This is a genomic window from Rhodococcus sp. NPDC019647 (assembly GCF_044389235.1).
Taxonomy (GTDB): domain Bacteria; phylum Actinomycetota; class Actinomycetes; order Mycobacteriales; family Mycobacteriaceae; genus Rhodococcus_F; species Rhodococcus_F oxybenzonivorans.
The window spans coordinates 1-20,195 of the sequence record NZ_JBIRXS010000001.1 but is presented as its reverse complement, the minus strand read 5'-3'; the positions used below and the strand labels follow the sequence as shown (position 1 = coordinate 20,195).

The following is a 20,195-nucleotide window of genomic DNA, read 5'->3' as shown; positions in this document are numbered from 1 at the left end:
TCTCGGAACAAGCCTCATCGAAACTTGTGTGCGTGCAAAACCTGTTATTCCAACTATGGCAGTCAGGATCGGACGATGCCCAGTATCTCGGTAACGAGTGCGTCTACGTCTTCCGCCGTGGGCGCTTCCACGTTGAGCCGTAGCAGCGGTTCGGTATTGGACGCCCGCAGATTGAACCAGGCACGGCCGGCCAGATCGACGGTCACGCCATCGAGCCGGTCGATACCCGTGCTGCGATCGGCGAACGCAGACACGACTGCGGCGGTGCGCTCCGCGGCGTCGGCGACGGTGGAGTTGATTTCCCCGGAGGCCGCGTACCGCTCGTACTTGGCCATCAGCTCGGACAACGGACGCTCCTGCTCCCCCAGCGCAGCGAGCACGTGCAGTCCCGCCAGCATCCCCGAGTCGGCGCCCCAGAACGAGCGGAAGTAATAGTGCGCGGAGTGCTCACCACCGAAGACCGCACCGGTCTCCGCCATCTGTTGCTTGATGAAGGAATGGCCGACCCTTGTGCGCACCGGCGACCCGCCCAGCTCGGTGACCAATTCCGGGACCGCCCGCGACGTGATGAGGTTGTGGATGATGGTGGCGCCGGGCTCCTTCGCCAGCTCCCGCTCGGCGACGAGGGCCGTCACCGCCGACGGCGAAACGGGATTTCCCAGCTCGTCCACGACAAAGCAGCGGTCGGCGTCACCGTCGAATGCCAGACCGATGTCGGCACCCGTCTTCCGCACATGCTCCTGCAGATCGACCAGATTGGCGGGGTCGAGCGGATTCGCCTCGTGGTTGGGGAACGTGCCGTCGAGTTCGAAGAACAGCGGTTCCACGGTCACCGGCATGGGCTCGAGCACGGCAGGCACAGTGTGCCCACCCATCCCGTTCCCCGCATCGACCGCGACCTTCAAATGTCGCATGTCGGCGAGATTCACCAGGCCGCGGACGAAGCTCGCGTACCGCTCGAGTACGTCCTCGTCCGTCACCGCGCCGGGCGCTCCGTCGAACTCGGGAACTCCCTCGATCACCTCGGCGGCGATCGTCGCCAGGCCGGTCTCCTGACCGACCGGCTTGGCTCCGGCACGGCAGAGTTTGATCCCGTTGTACTCGGCGGGATTGTGGCTCGCAGTGAACATCGCACCCGGGCAGTCGAACAGCCCCGACGCGAAATACAACTGGTCGGTCGACGCCAGGCCGATGAGAACCACGTCGACACCCTGCGCGGTGACACCGTGGGCGAAGGCCTTCACGAGGTCCGGGGAAGATGCCCGCATATCGTGGCCGACGACCACCTTTTTCGCCCCGTCGTCGCGCACGAGTCGCGCGAAGGCGCCGCCGACATCCTGGACGAACGCGGCATCGATGAGTTCACCGACCACACCACGCACGTCGTAAGCCTTGATCACGGCATGTACGGACTCGGCTGATCGCGCCACTTCTGTTTTCTCCTTTACGAGCACCAGTGCTGGCGCCAGCCTAATGCCTGCCCGGCGCGGGCACGTCCCGGCAACCGCGAGACGGCGCTCACGCCAAGGACGGACGAACGGGAAGTCAGTTGGCCGGGTCGGGAAGAACCCGCAGGTGACCACGGCGACCGGTTCGGACCGGTGGGGTGTGCATGCCGGTGTCGGCACGTTCTTCGGCGGAGGCGGCTCGTTCGGAACGCCCGCGCTCGCCCAACCCGGCCTCGCGCACGGCCTCCGCCAATGCGGTCAGATCATCCTCGTCCGGCGTGCTCGAGGAGAATCCGCCCTCGTACCGGACCAGTTCCCACCCCTTCGGTGCGGTGATCCGCGAAGCGTGGGTGTCGCACAGATCCCAGGAATGAGGCTCGTCGACGGTGGCCAGAGGACCCACGACAGCGGTGGAATCCGAATAGACGTACGTGAGCGTCGCGACAGCGGGGTTCTTGCACCCGGGGCGGCAGCATCGACGCAGAGATCTCACAGCTAGGGAGCCTAGCCCCACGGAGGCCCGGCACCTACTCGGACACACCGAGAGTGTGCGGCTGTCGTAATGTCCAGTCCATGTCCAGAGCACGACGCAGGCGTCCGGTGACCACCCGATCAGTCGACCGTCGGGGACGCGGAATTCGCGGGTCGGTGTTCCCGCCCGACGCGCCCGCACGGCGCAGTCGCGCGGAGAAATTCGATCTCGTGGTGCTCGAAGCGTTTGCGCCGATCGACGCACAGTGGCGTGAGCGCCTCACAAAGCTGGACATCGCCGTGGACGAGGTCCCGAAAATTCATGCGCTCGATCCGGATTCGGTGAACTGGCCGCCGGAGGTCGTGGCGGACGGACCGGTGCCGCTGTCGCGGCTGATACCCGCGGGCATCGACCGGCACGGCACCGCTACCCGCGCGCGGGTGGTCCTGTTCCGCCGTCCGCTCGAACAGCGTGCTAAAGACCCGGACGATCTGACCGACCTGGTGCACGACGTGCTCGTACAGCAGGTGAGCACCTACCTCGGCGTCGAACCAGAAATCATCGACCCCGATCTGCCGGGCGACGAGGACTGACTAGACGATCCCCCGCTTGAGCCGACGGCGCTCGCGCTCCGACAGGCCACCCCAGATGCCGAACCGCTCGTCGTTGGCCAACGCGTAGTCCAGGCACTCGTCCTTGACTTCACAGCCCAAGCAGATTCGCTTCGCTTCCCGCGTGGAGCCGCCCTTTTCCGGGAAGAAGGCCTCAGGATCGGTCTGTGCGCACAGCGCGCGTTCCTGCCACTGATCCTCGATGGTCTCGAAAAGATGGTCGAAACCCGTCACCACGCTCAACGCCGGGCGAGTGCCCGCCGTCTCGATCTCCTGCGCGACGAGTTGTCGCACCGGATTCTCACTTACCTTGTCTTCTTGCACACAGACTTCTTGAACACAGACGCCGTCTGCTGCGCCTGCTTCGGAATTGGTCTGCGGTTCGTCGCTTACTGTGCTCCAGCGAGTCTCCGACTCGACCTGCTCATTGGGCATCGCTCCGCCTCCTCACCTGTGATAGCGCAGAAAATTTCGATCGTTCACGTACCCCGAACCGAACACCCCTGCCATCCGTTCGAACAACCGTTCGAATTGATCCCCGCTGCAAGCGATTCCACGCCTACAACGTCGGAATGACATATTTGTGATTAGACACGCCCAGCGTGTCGCGGTCAAGCTAAGCCGAAAATGTCCATTACTATTTCGCGCTCGAATTCGCGGAGGGAAGCGGCCGACCGCCTCCGCCGGAGCACCGCCTAGGCTTTGCTTCGTGAACGTGACTGTATTGGTTGGCGGAGTCGGTGGGGCTCGATTCCTGCAAGGCGTACGCAGACTCCTCGGCACCGACGGGGCGCAGGAGGGCGACTCACCCACCCCTCGGATCACCGCTGTCGTCAATGTCGGTGACGACGTGTGGATGCACGGCCTGCGCATCTGCCCCGACCTGGACACCTGCATGTACACCCTCGGCGGCGGCATCGACACCGAGCGTGGATGGGGTCATGCGGGAGAGACCTGGAACGCCAAGGAGGAACTCGCGGCGTACGGTGCCAAACCCGATTGGTTCGGTCTGGGCGACCGCGACATCGCCACACACCTGATTCGCAGCCAGATGCTGCGCACAGGGTACCCGTTGTCGGCTGTGACCGAGGCCCTGTGCAATCGCTGGCAGCCGGGTGTCGCCCTGTTGCCGGTCACCGACGACCGCAGTGAGACGCATGTCGTCATCACGGATCCGGAAGACGGTGAGCAGCGCGCAATCCACTTCCAGGAATGGTGGGTCCGGCACCGCGCCCAGGTCCCGACACACAGTTTCGCGCACATCGGAGCCGAGCAAGCGAAGCCCGCCCCCGGAGTGGTGGAGGCGATCGAGTCCGCGGACATCGTCCTGCTCGCCCCGTCGAATCCGGTGGTCAGCATCGGGGCGATCCTCGCCGTCCCGGGCATCCGCGGGGCGTTGCGCACGACCGCCGCGAAGGTGGTCGGCGTCTCCCCGATCATCGGCGGAAAGCCGTTGCGCGGCATGGCGGACGAATGCCTGGACGTCATCGGGGTCGAGACGTCGGCGGAGGCGATCGGGCGCTACTACGGGGCGCGCAGCGGGACCGGAATCCTCGACGGCTGGCTGGTCCACCACACCGACACCGCCGACGTTCCCGGGGTCGAGGTCCGGAGTGTGCCGTTGATCATGACCGACCCCGACGCGACCGCGGCAATGGTCCGGGCCGCCCTGGACGTGGCAGGGGTGCCGCTGTGAACGATCACGCGCCGGGCGGCCCGCTCGAAATCCTGCCGGTCCTCGGTCTGCCCGAGTTCCGCCCCGGCGACGATCTCGCCGCCGCCGTGGTTGCGGCGGCATCGTGGCTTCGCGACGGTGACGTGCTGGTGGTCACCAGCAAGGTGTTCTCCAAAGTGGAGGGCCGCATCGTCGCCTCCCCCACCGATCCCGACGAACGAGACGCCGCCCGGCGGCGCCTCGTCGAGCAGGAAGCCGTCCGCATCGTCGCCAGGAAGGGACGCACACTGATCACCGAGAATCGCCTCGGGATCGTCCAAGCGGCCTCGGGGATCGACGGTTCGAACGTCGAGGGGTCCGAACTCGCTCTGCTGCCCGAGGATCCGGACCGCAGCGCTCGTGGTCTCCGGGACGCGATCAAGGCCGCCCTCGGTGTCACCGTCGCTGTCGTCGTCACCGACACGATGGGACGGGCGTGGCGTAATGGTCAGATCGATGCCGCGATCGGTGCGGCCGGTCTTCCCGTCCTGCACGCGTATGCCGGGGCCCGCGACGGCCAGGGCAACGAGCTGATCGTCACCGAAGTGGCGATCGCCGACGAGATCGCCGCGGCAGGCGATCTCGTGAAGGGAAAGCTCGGCGGCGTGCCCGTCGCTGTCGTGCGTGGCCTCGACGTCGGCGACGACGGGTCCCGCGGGGCGGATCTGATCCGGCGCGGACCGGAAGACTTGTTCTGGCTCGGCACCGCCGAATCGCTGGCTCAGGGCCGATCCGAGGCCCTTCTGCTGCGGCGCTCGATCCGGCAGTTCTCCGACGAGCCTGTCGACGCCGACGCCGTTCGCGCCTCGATCTCCGAAGCGCTCACCGCTCCTGCGCCGCACCACACTCGCCCGGTCCGGTTCGTCTGGATCCGGACCCGCGCGATCCGGGACGAACTGCTGTCCCGCATGCGGGATCAGTGGCGGGCCGACCTCACCTCCGACGGCATGGACGCGGCGGCCGTCGAAGCCCGGGTAGCGCGGGGGAACATTCTCTTCGACGCCCCCGAGGTCGTCATCCCCTTCTGTGTTCCCGACGGCGCCCACAGCTATCCCGACGCGCGCAGGCAAACGGCCGAATCCACGATGTTCACCGTGGCCGTCGGCGCGGCTGTGCAGGGATTGCTCGTCTCCTTGGCCGTCAAGGGGATCGGCAGTTGCTGGATCGGCTCGACAATATTCGCCGCCGACGTCGTGCGCAGCGTCCTGGAACTGCCCGCCGACTGGCAGCCTCTCGGTGCCGTCGCGATCGGCCATCCCCCGGAGCCGCTCGCGCCGCGAGATGTCCCCGACCCCGCCGACGCCCTGCTCGAACGGTGATCGCCGCAACATGAGCGCCGAATCTCTGCACCGGTCTGCGACCGAGGTACTCGAGTCCTGGAAAACAGGTAGCGAGAGCGACGAATCGTTACGCCACACCATGCTTGCGTTCCTCGGTTCCGCACCCCTCGGCTGCCTTCGCGAGCACGCCCCGGGTCACATCACGGCGTCGTCGTTGGTGCTGGACGAAGGCGGCTGCCACGTCCTCCTCACCTTGCATCCCCGTGTCGGCCGGTGGATCCAGCTGGGCGGGCACTGCGAGGCCACCGACGAGACCGTCGTCGACGCGGCCCTGCGCGAGGCCTGCGAAGAGTCGGGTATTCCAGATCTACGGATCGACCCCGAATTGCTTTCGGCGCACACACATCCCATCACCTGTTCACTGGGACAGCCGACCCGCCATCTCGATCTGCGCTTCCTCGTACGAGCCCGGCCCGACGCACACATCGTGCGCAGTTCCGAATCCACAGACCTGCGCTGGTGGCCGGTGGACGCGCTGCCGCCCGCCGCGGAGAAGTCGACGATCGACCACCTGGTCCATCTCGCCGGGCTGCGCTGAGCAGGACTACCTGCGCCAGGTGGCGCAGTAGTCCTGTGTGCCTACGCCTTTCACACGTCTGTGCTGAACCGCACTCCGCCGTCGGGAAGCGTCACACCCGGCCACACCCGGGCCCCACGCAACAGCTCACACCTGGCACCGATGTCGGCTCCGTCGCCGATCACCGCATCGCGGACCAGAGCCCGCGGACCGATGCGCGCACCGAAACCGATGATGGACCGTTCCACGGTCGCCCCTGCCTCGACGACCGCACCGTCGAACAGCACGGCGCCGTCGAGGCGTGCACCCGCCCCGACCTCGGCCCCCCGGCCGACCACCGTGCCGCCGATCAGCAAGGCACCCGGGGCGACACCCGCTCCTGGGTGAACCAGGGATTCGCCGCGGGGCCCGTCGAGTGCCGGCGAGGGGGCAATGCCCCGGACGAGGTCCGCCGAGCCGCGGACGAAGTCCTCCGGAGTGCCCATGTCACGCCAGTACGACGAGTCCACGTGCCCGTACACTCGGGCGCCCTCCGCCAGCAGAGCCGGGAAGACCTCGCGCTCCACCGACACCGGCCGTCCGGATGGGATCTGTTCGATGATGTCGCGCTTGAACACGTAGCAGCCAGCGTTGATCTGGTCTGTCGGCGGGTCCTGAGTCTTCTCCAGGAACGCCGTGACGCGTCCGTCCGCGTCGGTGGGAACGCAACCGAACGCCCGCGGATCGCCCACCCGCACGAGGTGCAGCGTGACGTCGGCTTCGGTGGTTCGGTGTGTGTCGAGGATCCCGCCGAGGTCGGTGCCGCCGAGCACGTCACCGTTGAACACCATGGTGTTCTCACCGCGCAGTTTCGGAAGCACGTTGCGGATGCCGCCACCGGTTCCGAGCGGCTCGGTCTCCGTGACGTAGTCGATCTCGAGACCCAGCTTCGACCCGTCACCGAAGTATTCTTCGAACACCTCCGCTTTGAAGGACGTGCCCAGGACGACGTGGTTGATTCCCGCCGCCGCGATACGCGCGAGCAGGTGGGTGAGGAACGGCAGACCTGCCGTCGGCAGCATCGGCTTGGGCGCCGACAACGTCAGCGGGCGAAGCCGAGTGCCCTTGCCCCCCACCAGCACCACTGCATCGGTCTTCTGTTCACCTGTCATCGGACGTCGCCCCCTCGTTGGTCATTCTTGTGTCGTTCGCGCACTGCCGCGGCCACCGCCAACCTCGACCGCACCGCCAATCCTCCCCGGAGGGCCCACCGCAACGGCGCCTGCCACCAGTGCGGGTGCCGGTCTGCCTGGAAGCGGTAGGCACTCTGGTGATGGGCAGGCAACATCAATTCGGGATGCTTCCCGGCTGCATGCCCCTTGGCGTGCGTGACCTCGGCCGACGGGACGTAGACGTTGAGCCACCCCGCCTTGCCCAGCCGGTCACCGAGATCGACATCCTCCATGTACATGAAGTAGCGGGAGTCGAAACCGTTGATCGAATCGAATGCCGCCCGGCGCATCAGCAGGCATGAACCGGACAACCAGCCGACCGCGCGCTCGCTGAGCGACTCGTTCTCCTGGCGGTAACCGGCGGTCCAGGGATTGGACGGCCACACCGTGCCCAGGACCGCGTGGCCTGCCCCCGACACCAGGTCGGGCACCTGGCGCGCCGAGGGATACACGCTTCCGTCGGGTTCGAGCACGAGGGGACCGAGGGCTCCCGCCCGTGGCCACCGCTCCGCAGCCGCGAGAAGAACGTCGATCGATCCGGGCGCCCACCGAACATCCGGATTGGCCACGACGACGAACTCGATCTCTTCGTCGATCTCCGCCACAGCCCGGTTGACGGCACCGCCGTAACCGATGTTCCCGCCGGTGCGTAACAGGCGCACATGGTCGTACGCCTTATCCGCAGCCTCGGGAGCGCCGTCCGTCGAACCGTTGTCGGCCATCACGACCTGCGGCTCTTCTTTCGTCGCCTCGGCGAGAGTGTCCAGGAAATGCTCCAGATGCTCGCCTGGCGAATAGGTCACCGTCACCACGGCCAGCTTCGAACTCACGCGGGCAAGCGTAGCCGTTCCGGCGCGCTCCGCCTCACACGACCGTTGTCAGCGCTGCGCGCAAGGCGTCACGCCACGGCCGCATAGGTGTGAGCCCTGCGCCTACCCAGGCGTTCTGTGACAGAACAGAGAACGCCGGGCGCGGGGCGGGGCGCACGAACTGCGTACTCGAGCATGGGCGAACCCGCTCCGGGTCGGCCCCTGCCTCCTCGAAAACCGCCCGGGCGAGGTCGAACCAGCTGGCCTTCCCTGCGTTGGTGGCATGCAGCACCGGGACCGTGACATCGGTGCGCAGTACCAGTTCCAGGAGGGCGGCCGCGAGGTCCCCGGCGAAGGTGGGCGAACCCACCTGATCGTTCACCACGTCGATCGTGTCGCGCTCACGTTCGAGGCGGAGCATGGTGGCCACGAAATCGGAACCCGCACCGCTGTAGACCCACGCGGTCCGCACGACGTGGGCGGTGGGAAGCGCTGCGTGCACAGCGCGCTCACCCGCCAGTTTGGTGCGCCCATACGCTGTCGCCGGCCCGGTCGGCGAATCCACCTCGTACGGCGTGTCCGCCTGGCCGGCGAACACGTAGTCGGTGGAGACGTGCACCAGCCGCGCACCCGCACGGGCACACGCCGCCGCGAGATTCGCCGGGCCTCGCTCGTTGACGGCGAGTGCCGTCGCCTCGTCGGATTCGGCGGCGTCCACTGCGGTGTACGCAGCGCAGTTGATCACGACCGATCCGCTCTCCACCTGCGCGTCCACGGCGCCGCGGTCGGTGATGTCGAGTTCGTCCGATCCCACGCCGCGCACCGTGATTCCTGCCGCCTCCGCGCATCGGACAAGGTGTCTGCCCAGTTGTCCCCGGGCACCGGTCACCAGTATTTCCGTCACGCGGTCAGTCTGGCACGCCGATCGCCGCGTCCCGACTCCGAACGCGCCGACCAGTAGCCTGGTTGCGTGTCACACGAGCAACCCGTTCCGGGCGACCCCCCGAGGACGCGCCGGCATCCCGTCCACATCGCGGCGGCCGTGCTGTCGGTGCTCGCACTCGTCGTCACGGGCTTCGCGTGGCGGAGCATCGATTCCTTGCGGAACAATCTGGCGACGGCGGGCGGTCTCGGACTCGGCGGAAGCGCCGACGGCGCCGTCGACATCCTCATGGTGGGTACGGACAGCCGCACCGACGCGCACGGCAACCCGTTGTCCCAGGAGGAACTCGATTCGCTGCGGGCCGGCGAGGAGGTGGCGTCCAATACCGACACCATCGTCCTGATCCGCGTCCCGAACGACGGCAGTTCCGCCACCGCCATTTCCATCCCCCGCGACTCCTACGTCACTGTTCCGGGAATCGGCAAATCCAAGATCAATGCGGCATACGGTGCCACCAAGGAAACGGAACGGTTGAAGCTCGTCGAGGGCGGCGCGACCGATGAGGAGGCCGAGGAGCAGTCGACGGAGTCCGGCCGGGAGGCACTCATCAAATCGGTCGCGGAATTGACCGGTATCACCGTCGACCACTACGCCGAGGTCGGGTTGCTCGGATTCGTCCTCCTGACCAACGCGGTGGGCGGCGTCGACGTGTGCCTCAACGAGCCGGTGGACGAGGACATGTCCGGGGCACATTTCCCCTCTGGTGAGCAGTCGCTGAAGGGCGCCGACGCGTTGAGCTTCGTCCGGCAACGCCACGACCTCCCCCGCGGTGACCTCGACCGCATCGTGCGCCAGCAGGTGTTCATGGCGTCGCTTGTCGGCAAGGTTCTGTCCGCGAAAACTCTCAGCGATCCGGGCAAGCTGAACGAACTGAGCGCTGCGGTCCAGCGTTCCGTCGTACTCGACGACGACTGGGACATCATCGAATTCGCCACCCAACTGCAGGACCTCGCCGGTGGCAAGGTGCAGTTCGACACCATTCCGGTGGCCGATCTCAACGGCATGACCGACTACGGCGAGTCGATCGTCGAGGTCGATCCGAAGGCCGTGAAGAAGTATGTGGCGGGTCTCGTCGGTGAAGAACCGAGCGACTCGGAGGACCCGACCACCACCACACCGAACATCGACGCGTCCTCTGTGACCGTGGATGTCGCGAACGCCAGCGACATCGGGGGCCTCGCCACCGGTGTCTCCGATGCGCTCACCGCGCTGGGCTACGTGCAGGGTGAGGTGGGTAACTACACCGGCACCTCGGTGAGTTCCACCACGGTCTTCGCCCACTCCGCGGACGACGACAGCGCCAAGGCGGTTGCATCGGCACTCGGTGGGCTGCCCACCGACACCGATTCGTCTCTGCCCGAAGGCTCGGTTCGCGTGGTGCTGTCCGACGACTACGACGGCCCGACCTCTGCGGAGACCACCGCCACGAGCGGAACTACCGAGACCGCCGGCACGTCCTCCGCGGCAGGCACCTCGCCCACTCCGGCACCGTCCGGCCCGCCCATCGACGCCGGCTCCTCCGGCCCGCGCTGCGTGAACTAGAGAACGAGAAACGAGCTGTGTCCATGAACCATGCCTCCCGCACGCTGACCGATGCCCTTCTCGACCCCATCCTGGCGAGCGACCCGGCGGGTCCACGAGTGACGTTCTACGACGACGCCACCGGCGAACGGGTCGAACTCTCCGCGCTCACCCTGACCAACTGGGCCGCGAAGACCGCCAATCTGTTGCGGGACGAGTTCGCCCTCGAACCGGGAGCGCGGGTGTGCGTGCTGCTTCCCGCGCACTGGCAGACCGCCGCAGTCCTCCTCGGTGCCTGGTGGGCTGGGGCCGAGGTCGTCCTCGAGCCCGACGAGCGGGCGGAAGTCGCACTTGTGTCGGTGGACCGTCTCGACGACGTCGACGACGTACCCGAGGTCGCGGTGCTTTCTCTCGACGCATTCGGACGCCCCGTCCCCGATCTCCCGGTCGGCATTAACGACTACGCCACCTCCGTCCGTGTCCACGGCGACCAGTTCCGGCCGACCGTCGCCGGACCGGCGCTCGCCGGGGCCGGCGTGGACGACGTTCTCGAGGCCGCACGAGCGTCGGCCGACGCGCAGGGAATCACGTCGACGGATCGGGTGTCGTCCGATGCCGATTGGGATTCGCCCGATGCACTGATCGGCGGGCTGATCGCCGTCTTCGCGGCCGGCGCGTCGCTGGTGCAGGTGGCCAACGCAGACCCGTCGGCTCACGCGCGGCGGATCGATACCGAGAAAATCACGCGTCAGCTGACGCGGTAGCCACCGTCCGCCAGTCCCGCGGCGATTTCGAATCTATTGCGCCTCCCGGGGTGCCGTAACTCCTCGAACAGGTACCGCAGCCCGAAGGTCCACCCGTACGTCGCCCACTGGTCGGCATGCACCGACTCGTGTCGCAGTAGCGGACGCGCCGGCATCCGGCCCGTGAGAAACGCGCCACCGATGGTGGTGCCCCCACGCGCGAAACCGCCCCTCATACCGCTGCACACGAAGATGCCGAACTCGTCGTCGAAGGCAATCCGTCCACCCCACGCCCGCCCATACACCAACGCCAAGCGGGTGATCGCCGCCGACTGTGCATTCCCCCGTGACGCACGGATGACCGCGATCCCACGACTGCGTCTCATCCGTGGAGGATAGGTGCTTGCGGCGAGCTTCATCCACAACATCACGCCCATCCACAGACCAACCGGAAGTCCCAGTTCCCCGCAGGAGTGACCCAGCGGTCACCGCGATGCTGTCGACCATGACCACAAGCATTCGTCCCCTGAAGGAACTGACCGACGCCGGAATCCCGCGCAGCACGATCGCCGCCCGGTGCCGGAGTGGCCGCTACCACCGCGTCCTGCCATCGGTGTACTCCCTCGTCGAACCCGACACGTATATCCGGTGCGCCGCATTGTCCGAGTGGCGCCCGGACGGGGTCCTGAGTCACCGCACAGCAGCCTGGCTCTACGGGTGGTTACCCGAGCCGGTGGTCGTCGAGGCGACGATCCCCAGGGCGCTCCGCGTGACGCCCCCGGACTGGTTACGGCTGTACCGCCGCGACCTCCCGACATCGTCGGTATCGATGGTGTCGCTGCTCCCTTGTGGTCTCGTCCGCTCGAGCGCTCTTCGACTGCGCCGTCGTCATGCCAGAGCGCGACGTCGCGTCGCTTGTCGACACCGAACTCAACCGAAGCGTCGATCCCGACGAATTCCGGGACCTCTGCATCACCCACCGCGGTCGGCACGGCGCACCCGCAGCACGGCTGCTTCTACGCCACGCGGCCATCCGCGCCGCGTCGGAACCCGAGCGGGTACTCGGTAGAGAGCTCAGCCTCCGCGGTTGTCCGCTCGAGGCCAACCACCCAATCGGTCCGTACTCGGGTGATTTCGTCGATGAGCAGGCGCGGATCGTCGTCGAGGTCGACGGCCGCGAATTCCACAGCGACCCGAAGGTGTTCCGGAACGACCGACGGCGTCAAAATTGGCTCGTCAGGGAGGGGTGGATGGTGCTCCGCTTCGCGGCCTACGACGTCCTGGCGCATCCCGATGTGATCGCCGACGAGATCGTCACTGCGGTGCGTCGGCGCCGCCGCAGTCGGCGCTGACAGTGCACTCAGCCGCCACTCCTTGCCCATCGAGGGCCGCTTCGGCCACGCAGAACCACATAGTGGCGGCTCAGTACGAACTCAGCCGAGGAGCTTCTCGCGCAGGGCTTTGTCCTTGTCGAGAACCATCGATTCGAGCCCGTCCTGGAACGCGGCCATCTGCCGTTGCAGGGTGGGGTCGGCGGCACCGAGGATGCGGACGGCGAGCAGACCCGCATTACGGGCTCCGCCGATGGAGACCGTCGCGACGGGAACGCCCGCAGGCATCTGCACGATCGAGAGCAGGGAATCCATGCCGTCGAGGTACTTCAGCGGAACCGGCACACCGATGACGGGCAGTGGGGTGGCCGAGGCGACCATGCCGGGCAGATGCGCGGCGCCGCCGGCACCGGCGATGATCACCTTGACGCCGCGACCGGCAGCGGACTTCGCGTAGTCGAGCATCCGCTGCGGTGTGCGGTGGGCGGAGACGACACCGACCTCGAACCGGACACCGAACTCCGCGAGGGCCTCCGCGGCGGCTTCCATGGTGGGCCAGTCGGAGTCGCTGCCCATGATGAGCCCGACCTGCGCGCCCTGCTGTGCTGCCGATTCACTCACCGTGTACATCCCATCCGTCGGTCCATTCCGCGTGTGAAAGCCAATGCGCCGCCCGCTCGGCCCGCTCTCGCACCGCGGCCACGTACTGGGGGTCGTCGACGGACCCGGGGCCGCCCACGATGTTGACGTGGCCGATCTTGCGGTCCTTGCGTTCGCCCTTGCCGTAGAGGTGCACCTTGGCGTCGGGCATCCGCGCAAACAGGTGGTGGACCAGTTCGTCCATGCTCATCTCCGGAGCGGTGGGCGCCCCGAGGACGTTCGCCATGACGGTGAGCGGCGCGATCGGCGCGGTATCACCGAGGGGGTAGTCGAGGACGGCACGCAGATGCTGCTCGAACTGCGAGGTGCGGGCGCCGTCCATGGTCCAGTGGCCCGAGTTGTGCGGGCGCATCGCCAGTTCGTTGACCACGAGGGTGCCGTCGGAGGTTTCGAAGAGCTCTACCGCCATGGCGCCCACCACACCGAGTTCGGAGGCGAGCCGCAACGCCAATCCCTCTGCCGCTGCGGCGAGGGACTGGGGCAGCTGCGGAGCCGGAGCCAGGACGACGGCGCACTGGCCGTGCCGCTGAACGGTTTCCACGACCGGCCACGTGGCCCCCTGGCCGAACGGTGACCGTGCCACCATCGCCGACAGTTCGCGGCGCATGTCGACCTTCTCCTCCACGAGGAGGGCGACACCGTTGTCGAGTTGCTGCGTGACGATGCGCTCGGCTTCGTCCGAATCGTCGGTGATCCAGACACCCCGGCCGTCGTATCCGCCGCGGACGGCCTTGATCACCAGCGGCCATCCGTGCTGCGCGCCGAACTTCACGACGTCCTCGGCCCACGTCACTTCGGCGAAGGCCGGGACGGGCGCACCGAGCTCGCCGAGCTTGCGACGCATCGCCAGCTTGTCCTGCGCATACACCAGCGCCTGCGGCGGCGGCTGCACATTGACACCCTCGGCGACGAGGACGTCGAGGTGCTCGGTCGGGACGTGCTCGTGGTCGAAGGTCAGCGCATGCGAACCGACTGCCGCCTCACGCAGCGCGTTCAGGTCGGTGTGGCTGCCGAGAACGACGTCGGGGCTCACCTGTGCGGCAGGTTCGTCGAGCGCACCCGAGAGCACGCGCAGCGTCTGGCCGAGCGCAATCGCGGCCTGGTGCGTCATCCGCGCGAGTTGGCCACCGCCGATCATCGTCACGACGGGTTGCCCGGCGTGCAGATCGCGGGGGGTCGTGGGACGCGGTGAGGAGTCAGAGTTGCCGGTCACGGGTCATAAGTTTGTCACGTCCGGTGCCGGGTCCCCGCGCCGAGGTGGTAGCACGTCACTTTCTGTGATTCTCCTGATGATTTCACCGCCAGTTAGTGGTATTGCGTCCTGCTTTCGTAAACTTCTCCGTTGTGTCATTCGTCGATGGTGTCCTTGCACGCGTACCCCAGCCTTTCCGGGCTCTCGCGTTGCGGCATCACGAACTGATCAAGTTCGCCATCGTCGGCGGCACCACCATGGTGTTCGACCTGGCCATCTTCTACTCGCTCAGCCTCACGATCCTGGAAGAGAAGCCGGTCGTCGCGAAGGTTCTTTCCGGCGTCCTGGCGACGGTGCTGAGCTACATCCTCAACCGCGAATGGTCCTTCAAAAATCGCGGTGGACGCGAGCGCCACCACGAGGCGTTGCTGTTCTTCACCATCAGTGGCATCGGAGTTCTCATCGCCGCTGCACCCTTGTGGACCGCCAACAACGTCTTCGATATCCGTGCCAACCAGGAAAATCTCACCACTCTGGTGATCGTCGACTTCGTGCTCAACTACATCATCGGGAATCTTCTGCAGATGGTCTTCCGGTTCTGGGCGCTGCGCCGGTTCGCCTTCCCTGAACAGACTGTCCGCATCGATCCAGATCTGGTCGACGAGGCCGCCGAGGAAGAAATCGGCCACGCTTGAGCCGAGGGAGCGCTCCTACCGTGGCTCCCTGATCCCGGCCACCCGGGTCGGCACGTGCTCCCGCGCGACCGGGACGAAGATCGCGAACAACGCCGGCCGGCGCCGCTGCAACTCGAGCCGGCCCCCGTCGGCCTCTATCAGCGCCCTGGCCAGCGCGAGCCCGACTCCGGTGGATCCGGCCCCGGAGAACCCGCGGTCGAAGATGTGCGGCGCGAGGTCGTTGCTCACCCCGTCGCCTTCGTCGGAGACCTCCACGCACACCGTCGCTTCGCGGATGGAAGTATCCGGACCCGCCGCCCTGAGCGTCTGCCCGTGAATCAGCCGCACCGCGACAGTGCAGGTGCCGGCGCCGTGCATGAGGGCATTGTCGACGAGCACCGCGACGGCCTCACGCAGCCGTGAGCCCGTCGTCGACGCCATCACCGTGGCATCACCGCGTAGCACCAGGTCGCGAGAGGCATCCTCGAAAGGCCGCTTCCAGTCGGCGATGACGACGCCGAGTTCCCGGATCACGGAGACATGGTTTTCGGTACCGCTGTTACGCGAGGAGCGCACCAGTTCGTCGATCGCGACGGTGAGGCGGTCCACCTGCGCCATCGCCTCGTCCGCCTCGACCACGACAGCGGGGTCGGAGTGCTCCGACAGTTCGTCGAGGCGCAGGCGCACAGCGGTCAGGCGGCTGCGCAACTGGTGCGACACATCGGCGACGAGGGCGTGCTCACGCTGCAGCCTGCCGGCGATCTCGACAGTGGCGGAATCGAGGACATCGGACACCCTGTCCAGTTCGGGAATGCCGTGGCGACGACTGTCCGGGCGAAAATCGCCCTCGGCGAGACGGGCAGCGCGGCCGGCCACGTCCCGCAGCGGGTCGGCGAGCCGGTTGGCCGTGACGACCGCGACCACGGTTCCGGCTGCGACCGACACCAGGACCAGCAGCGCCACGGCGCCCACCGCCTGGCGTTGCTGAGTGCGCATCTCGTCGGACGGCACCTCGAGGCGCAGGGAACCGGACGTGCCCATCGCCAGCGACTCGACCAGCGGTGAGGGGACGACGGGTTCCCCGATATCGACGCGGGCGGCGCCGTCGTCGGGGGTCGGATATACCACCACCAACCGGCCGTCCGATGGGGTCAGAAGACGCAGCGAATCGATGTCGAGGGCCCCCTCCACGACACCGTCCGCACCTTCTTGGGCGATGATTTCCGTCGCCATCCGGTCGAGGCGAATTTGGAGGTCACTGCGGGTGAAGTCCTCCACCCACAACCAGGCGGTGTAGATCAGCGGGACACCGAGCAGTAGCGCCGTGAGGATGACGACAGCGAGGATCGACTGGAGAATTCTGCGGCGCACGAACCGGCCTAGTCGGTGTTGATCCGGAAACCGACGCCGCGGACCGTCGCGATCCGTCGTTCGGCGGCGGGCCCCTCGTCACCGATCTTTCGGCGCAGCCACGACATGTGCATGTCCAGCGTCTTGGACCCTCGCAGTTCGACGTCGCCCCACACCTCCGCGAGGATGGTGTCGCGCGAGACCACCTGTCCCGCATGCTCGAGCAGGACCCGAAGCAGTTCGTACTCCTTGTTGGCCAGCGCAATTTCGGCGCCGTTCACCATTACTCGCCGGGCGGCCGGTTCGAGACGGATGCCCCCGACCTCGACGACGGAATCCTCGCCGCCGCCGCGGCGACGCAGGAGGGCACGGACCCGCGCCATCAGCTCCGCCAGCCGAAACGGCTTGCCGACATAGTCATCGGCGCCGGCGTCGAGACCGACGACGAAATCCACTTCGTCGGTGCGGGCGGTGAGCATGAGCACCGCCAGGTCCGAACTGTGGGCGCGGACTTGCCGGCAGACCTCGAGACCGTCCATTCCCGGCAATCCGAGGTCGAGGATCAACAGGTCGTACGCACCGTCGAGCGCCTGTTCCAACGCCGCCGGCCCCGTGTGCTCGATGGTGACGTCGTATCCCTCCCGACCCAGTGCCCGCGACAGCGGGGCGGCAATGGCTTCGTCATCTTCGGCAAGCAATACGGCAGTCACCTACACAGGGTACGGAGATGCGCGAACAGCTGTGACCGGTTACCAGCCTTTGCCGGGATCGACGTCCCCGCGAGGGTCTTCGCGCTCGCGACCACGGTGCAGATCCATCGCGTCGAACACCTGGTGGTAGAGGAGCGAGTGGACACGCTGCACGTCGGGAATGTCGTCGAACTCGAGCGGGTCGTCGGAGGACGAGACGATGACCAGTGTGCCGGTACGCAGCATCCGGTCGAGCAGGCCGTGCCGGAACTGGACGTTGCTGATTCGTCCCATCGGAATGTCGATGCCTGTGTGGGTCAGCACGCCGTGCCGGATGAGTACCCGACGGTCGGTGGCGATGAAGTGTGTGGACTTCCAGCTGAGGAACGGCGCCAGGCATCGCCAGATCACGACCGCGAGCCAGAGCGCGACCACCACGATCATTGCGACGTTCAGCGACGACCCGTCGAGTTTGTTCCCGACGAAGCCGAGCGCGAATCCTGCAACGGCCGTTGCCGCTACCAGGGTGACGGCAGGCAGCAGCAACATCTTCCAGTGCGGATGACGATGGAGTAAGAGTTCCTCGTCGTCGGCGAGGGCATCCTCGGGGTATCCCATACGGAAGAGTCTGCCCTCACCGCATACGGCTCAGCACAATCGGGGTGATGACGATGACGATGCCGTACAGCACCATCCATACTCCGACGACGATGACGAATACCTCGAGCGAGAGTTCGGGTTGCAGCAGCACGATCGCTCCGGCCACGACGCTGATGACGCCGAGCACGATGCTCAGCCCACGGTCCGCGGCAGTTCCCGACGCGCCCTCGACAATCTCGAGCACGCCACGGAACACCCACCACGCACCGACGACGAGGGCGATGATCACCACCGTCTGGAGCGGGCTCCGCAGCACCAGGAACGCCAGAAGTATTGCGAGCGCACCGGATACGCCGACGAGCGTTCGAGCGGCCCCGCCCGCGTCGACGTCGGCGAACGCCCGGATGATCTGCACCAGACCGAAACCGAAGAACTGGATGGCGATGAGGACGGCGACCACCGTGAGGGTGACGTCCGGCCATACCAGCACCGCGACCCCGAGACCCAGTGTCAGCAGTCCGAGTACCACGGTGAGACCGGTCATTGTGCGCCGAACGGTGAGGTCGGCCGATTCGGGACTCGAGGTACTCATGTACCACAGTGTGGCATCACTCCATGCGCACCGGACGCAAATGTGTGATGTCGCCCGCGGAGACCGCGACCGTGTCGGCTCGGCCGTCCGGCGCGATCACCACCCGCCCTTCGGTGTCGATGTCCGTCGCGATCCCGAGAAGTTCGGTGCCGCCAGGCAATTCTGCGCGCACCCGCTGACCGAGTGTGCCGCAGCGGGCACGGTAGGCGTCCGCGAGATCGGTGACGTCCCAGTTCGTGTCGTGCCATTGCTGCCACCGATCCGCGATGGCGCGCAGCACCGCTCGCACGAGTGTGTTCCGGTCGGTGACCTCCGCGCCTTCGAGCAACAACGACGTCGCGTGTGGAACGGGCAGCTCGTCCCGGGCGAGGGTGACGTTGATCCCGATTCCGACGACGACCGCCGGATCAGGCGTCGTGGTGGCCACTTCGGCAAGAATTCCGGCCACCTTGCGGCCGTCGATCAGCACGTCGTTCGGCCACTTCAACTCGGCGGGCACCTTCGCGACGGCGCGCACCGCGTCGACCACCGCAACTCCGGTCAGCAACGGCAGCCAGCCCATGTCGCCGACGCTCATGCCAGGCATCGTCAGCAGCGCGGAGACGGCGATCTGCGCCTGGGGTGGGCTGACCCAGGCGCGCGAGTGGCGCCCACGCCCGCTCCCCTGAAATTCGGCCAGCAGGACGTGCCGGTCACAGTCCGCGTGGGCAGCCCGCGCAAGGAGGTCCGCGTTCGTGGAACCGGTCTCCTGCACGACGTCCAGCCGCGACCAGAACGCGCGCGGATCGCCGCCGGCGGATCCTTCGTCGTCGCCGCGGACGAGGGCTTTACGCAGTGCGTCGGCGTCGAGCGGGGGTCGGTTCAGATCAGTCCACATTTCTCCAGCCTATGGTGGGCCCGAAAATGTACTGGTCAGTAGCCGCGTTCGGACGCCCACCTCCCTTGGCCACGGCCCCGCCACTCTCGTTAAGCTGACCTGTCATGACCACTGTTCAGGAGCCGAGCGCGCCGGAGTCGGCGAGCACGCCCGATATTCACACGACCGCGGGAAAGCTCGCCGACCTGCGTAATCGTCAGGCCGAGGCGCAGCACCCCAGCGGTGAAGCAGCGGCCCTGAAGGTCCACGCCAAGGGCAAGCTCACCGCCCGCGAACGCATCACCGCCCTGCTCGACGACGGCAGCTTCGTCGAACTCGACGCCCTCGCCCGCCACCGCAGCGTGAATTTCGGCCTCGCCGACAACCGCCCCGTCGGCGACGGCGTCGTCACCGGCTACGGCACCATCGACGGCCGCGACGTGTGCGTCTTCTCCCAGGACGCCACCGTCTTCGGCGGCTCCCTCGGCGAAATCTACGGCGAAAAAATCGTCAAGGTCATGGACCTCGCCCTCAAGACCGGCCGCCCCCTGATCGGCATCAACGAAGGCGCCGGCGCCCGCATCCAGGAAGGCGTCGTCTCCCTCGGGTTATACGGCGAAATCTTCCACCGCAACGTCCAGGCCTCCGGCGTGATCCCCCAGATCTCGCTGATCATGGGCCCCGCCGCCGGCGGCCACGTCTACTCCCCCGCCCTCACCGACTTCGTCGTGATGGTCGATAAAACCTCCCAGATGTTCGTCACCGGCCCCGACGTGATCAAAACCGTCACCGGCGAAGACGTCACCATGGAAGATTTGGGCGGCGCACACACCCACATGGTCAAATCCGGCGTCGCCCACTACGTCGCCTCCGGCGAACAAGACGCCCTGGATTACGTCAAGGACCTGCTGTCCTACCTGCC

23 protein-coding genes are annotated in these 20,195 nt (G+C 66.9%); 9 read left to right on the top strand and 14 right to left on the bottom strand.

What is annotated here, in order from left to right:
- Positions 1–62 precede the first annotated feature (62 nt).
- Together ACH49N_RS00115 and ACH49N_RS00110 are read right to left on the bottom strand one after the other, a co-directional pair.
- Positions 63–1,430, bottom strand: coding sequence for a phosphomannomutase/phosphoglucomutase (locus ACH49N_RS00115; RefSeq protein WP_358270705.1), 1,368 nt, complete (start codon positions 1,428–1,430; stop codon positions 63–65).
- A gap of 115 nt (positions 1,431–1,545) precedes the next feature.
- Complete coding sequence (locus ACH49N_RS00110) at positions 1,546–1,941, bottom strand: DUF3499 domain-containing protein (RefSeq protein WP_109331273.1); 396 nt, start codon at positions 1,939–1,941, stop codon at positions 1,546–1,548.
- A gap of 80 nt (positions 1,942–2,021) precedes the next feature.
- Here ACH49N_RS00110 and ACH49N_RS00105 point away from each other — a divergent pair, with 80 nt between their 5' ends.
- Positions 2,022–2,513, top strand: coding sequence for a metallopeptidase family protein (locus ACH49N_RS00105; RefSeq protein WP_358270706.1), 492 nt, complete (start codon positions 2,022–2,024; stop codon positions 2,511–2,513).
- On the opposite strand, the gene ACH49N_RS00100 is transcribed toward ACH49N_RS00105, so the two are convergent.
- A complete protein-coding gene (locus ACH49N_RS00100) occupies positions 2,514–2,774 on the bottom strand; it encodes a WhiB family transcriptional regulator (RefSeq protein WP_201453656.1) in 261 nt (86 codons plus the stop codon).
- 466 nt (positions 2,775–3,240) lie between these two features.
- Here ACH49N_RS00100 and cofD point away from each other — a divergent pair, with 466 nt between their 5' ends.
- The 3 genes from cofD to ACH49N_RS00085 are packed head-to-tail and all read left to right on the top strand — an operon-like array spanning position 3,241 to position 6,123.
- Positions 3,241–4,227: a 2-phospho-L-lactate transferase gene (gene cofD / locus ACH49N_RS00095; protein WP_358270708.1), complete on the top strand. Its 987-nt coding sequence runs from the start codon at positions 3,241–3,243 to the stop codon at positions 4,225–4,227.
- Positions 4,224–5,564: a coenzyme F420-0:L-glutamate ligase gene (locus tag ACH49N_RS00090; RefSeq protein ID WP_358270709.1), complete on the top strand. Its 1,341-nt coding sequence runs from the start codon at positions 4,224–4,226 to the stop codon at positions 5,562–5,564. Before cofD ends, ACH49N_RS00090 begins: the two co-directional genes overlap by 4 nt.
- Before the next feature lie 10 nt (positions 5,565–5,574).
- Positions 5,575–6,123 carry an NUDIX domain-containing protein gene (locus tag ACH49N_RS00085; RefSeq protein WP_317764665.1) on the top strand — a complete coding sequence of 183 codons (549 nt, stop codon included), beginning with the start codon at positions 5,575–5,577 and terminating at the stop codon, positions 6,121–6,123.
- Positions 6,124–6,173: 50 nt separating this feature from the next.
- Here ACH49N_RS00085 and ACH49N_RS00080 read toward each other — a convergent pair whose 3' ends face one another.
- From ACH49N_RS00080 to rfbD, 3 genes are read right to left on the bottom strand one after another with little or no spacing between them, the layout of a single operon-like run.
- Positions 6,174–7,253 (bottom strand): sugar phosphate nucleotidyltransferase, encoded by a 1,080-nt coding sequence (locus ACH49N_RS00080; RefSeq protein ID WP_159925857.1) that lies wholly within the window; start codon positions 7,251–7,253, stop codon positions 6,174–6,176.
- Positions 7,250–8,143 (bottom strand): glycosyltransferase family 2 protein, encoded by an 894-nt coding sequence (locus tag ACH49N_RS00075; protein ID WP_109331288.1) that lies wholly within the window; start codon positions 8,141–8,143, stop codon positions 7,250–7,252. Before ACH49N_RS00075 ends, ACH49N_RS00080 begins: the two co-directional genes overlap by 4 nt.
- A 34-nt stretch (positions 8,144–8,177) precedes the next feature.
- A complete protein-coding gene (rfbD, locus tag ACH49N_RS00070) occupies positions 8,178–9,026 on the bottom strand; it encodes a dTDP-4-dehydrorhamnose reductase (protein WP_358270711.1) in 849 nt (282 codons plus the stop codon).
- 126 nt (positions 9,027–9,152) lie between these two features.
- Between rfbD and ACH49N_RS00065 the strand changes: the two genes are divergently transcribed.
- Both ACH49N_RS00065 and ACH49N_RS00060 read left to right on the top strand, forming a co-directional pair.
- Positions 9,153–10,607 (top strand): LCP family protein, encoded by a 1,455-nt coding sequence (locus ACH49N_RS00065; RefSeq protein WP_358270778.1) that lies wholly within the window; start codon positions 9,153–9,155, stop codon positions 10,605–10,607.
- Positions 10,608–10,630: 23 nt separating this feature from the next.
- Entirely contained in the window at positions 10,631–11,350 is a 720-nt protein-coding gene (locus ACH49N_RS00060; protein WP_358270713.1) for a TIGR03089 family protein, read from the top strand.
- Here ACH49N_RS00060 and ACH49N_RS00055 read toward each other — a convergent pair.
- Positions 11,335–11,715 (bottom strand): hypothetical protein, encoded by a 381-nt coding sequence (locus ACH49N_RS00055; protein WP_201453458.1) that lies wholly within the window; start codon positions 11,713–11,715, stop codon positions 11,335–11,337. The genes ACH49N_RS00060 and ACH49N_RS00055 overlap by 16 nt on opposite strands.
- 504 nt (positions 11,716–12,219) lie before the next feature.
- Here ACH49N_RS00055 and ACH49N_RS00050 point away from each other — a divergent pair.
- Positions 12,220–12,681: a DUF559 domain-containing protein gene (locus ACH49N_RS00050; protein ID WP_358270715.1), complete on the top strand. Its 462-nt coding sequence runs from the start codon at positions 12,220–12,222 to the stop codon at positions 12,679–12,681.
- Positions 12,682–12,762: 81 nt separating this feature from the next.
- On the opposite strand, the gene purE is transcribed toward ACH49N_RS00050, so the two are convergent.
- Both purE and ACH49N_RS00040 read right to left on the bottom strand, forming a co-directional pair.
- Complete coding sequence (gene purE, locus ACH49N_RS00045; protein ID WP_159925851.1) at positions 12,763–13,290, bottom strand: 5-(carboxyamino)imidazole ribonucleotide mutase; 528 nt, start codon at positions 13,288–13,290, stop codon at positions 12,763–12,765.
- Positions 13,274–14,533, bottom strand: coding sequence for a 5-(carboxyamino)imidazole ribonucleotide synthase (locus ACH49N_RS00040; protein WP_358270716.1), 1,260 nt, complete (start codon positions 14,531–14,533; stop codon positions 13,274–13,276). The genes purE and ACH49N_RS00040 overlap by 17 nt, the downstream gene beginning before the upstream one ends.
- A gap of 131 nt (positions 14,534–14,664) precedes the next feature.
- On the opposite strand from ACH49N_RS00040, the gene ACH49N_RS00035 reads away from it, so the two are divergent.
- Entirely contained in the window at positions 14,665–15,207 is a 543-nt protein-coding gene (locus ACH49N_RS00035) for a GtrA family protein (protein ID WP_109331307.1), read from the top strand.
- A 15-nt stretch (positions 15,208–15,222) separates the two neighbouring features.
- Here ACH49N_RS00035 and ACH49N_RS00030 read toward each other — a convergent pair whose 3' ends face one another.
- The 5 genes from ACH49N_RS00030 to ACH49N_RS00010 are packed head-to-tail and all read right to left on the bottom strand — an operon-like array spanning position 15,223 to position 19,294.
- Entirely contained in the window at positions 15,223–16,557 is a 1,335-nt protein-coding gene (locus tag ACH49N_RS00030) for a HAMP domain-containing sensor histidine kinase (RefSeq protein WP_358270718.1), read from the bottom strand.
- An 8-nt stretch (positions 16,558–16,565) separates the two neighbouring features.
- Positions 16,566–17,246, bottom strand: a complete 681-nt coding sequence (locus ACH49N_RS00025; protein ID WP_109331309.1) for a response regulator transcription factor — start codon at positions 17,244–17,246, stop codon at positions 16,566–16,568.
- Positions 17,247–17,285: 39 nt separating this feature from the next.
- Positions 17,286–17,843 (bottom strand): PH domain-containing protein, encoded by a 558-nt coding sequence (locus ACH49N_RS00020; RefSeq protein ID WP_358270719.1) that lies wholly within the window; start codon positions 17,841–17,843, stop codon positions 17,286–17,288.
- A gap of 16 nt (positions 17,844–17,859) precedes the next feature.
- A complete protein-coding gene (locus tag ACH49N_RS00015) occupies positions 17,860–18,417 on the bottom strand; it encodes an HdeD family acid-resistance protein (protein ID WP_250764961.1) in 558 nt (185 codons plus the stop codon).
- A gap of 16 nt (positions 18,418–18,433) precedes the next feature.
- Positions 18,434–19,294 (bottom strand): biotin--[acetyl-CoA-carboxylase] ligase, encoded by an 861-nt coding sequence (locus ACH49N_RS00010; RefSeq protein ID WP_159925841.1) that lies wholly within the window; start codon positions 19,292–19,294, stop codon positions 18,434–18,436.
- Between the two features lie 104 nt (positions 19,295–19,398).
- Here ACH49N_RS00010 and ACH49N_RS00005 point away from each other — a divergent pair.
- Positions 19,399–20,195 (top strand): carboxyl transferase domain-containing protein (locus tag ACH49N_RS00005; protein ID WP_358270721.1); only part of this gene is annotated, 797 nt, incomplete at its 3' end.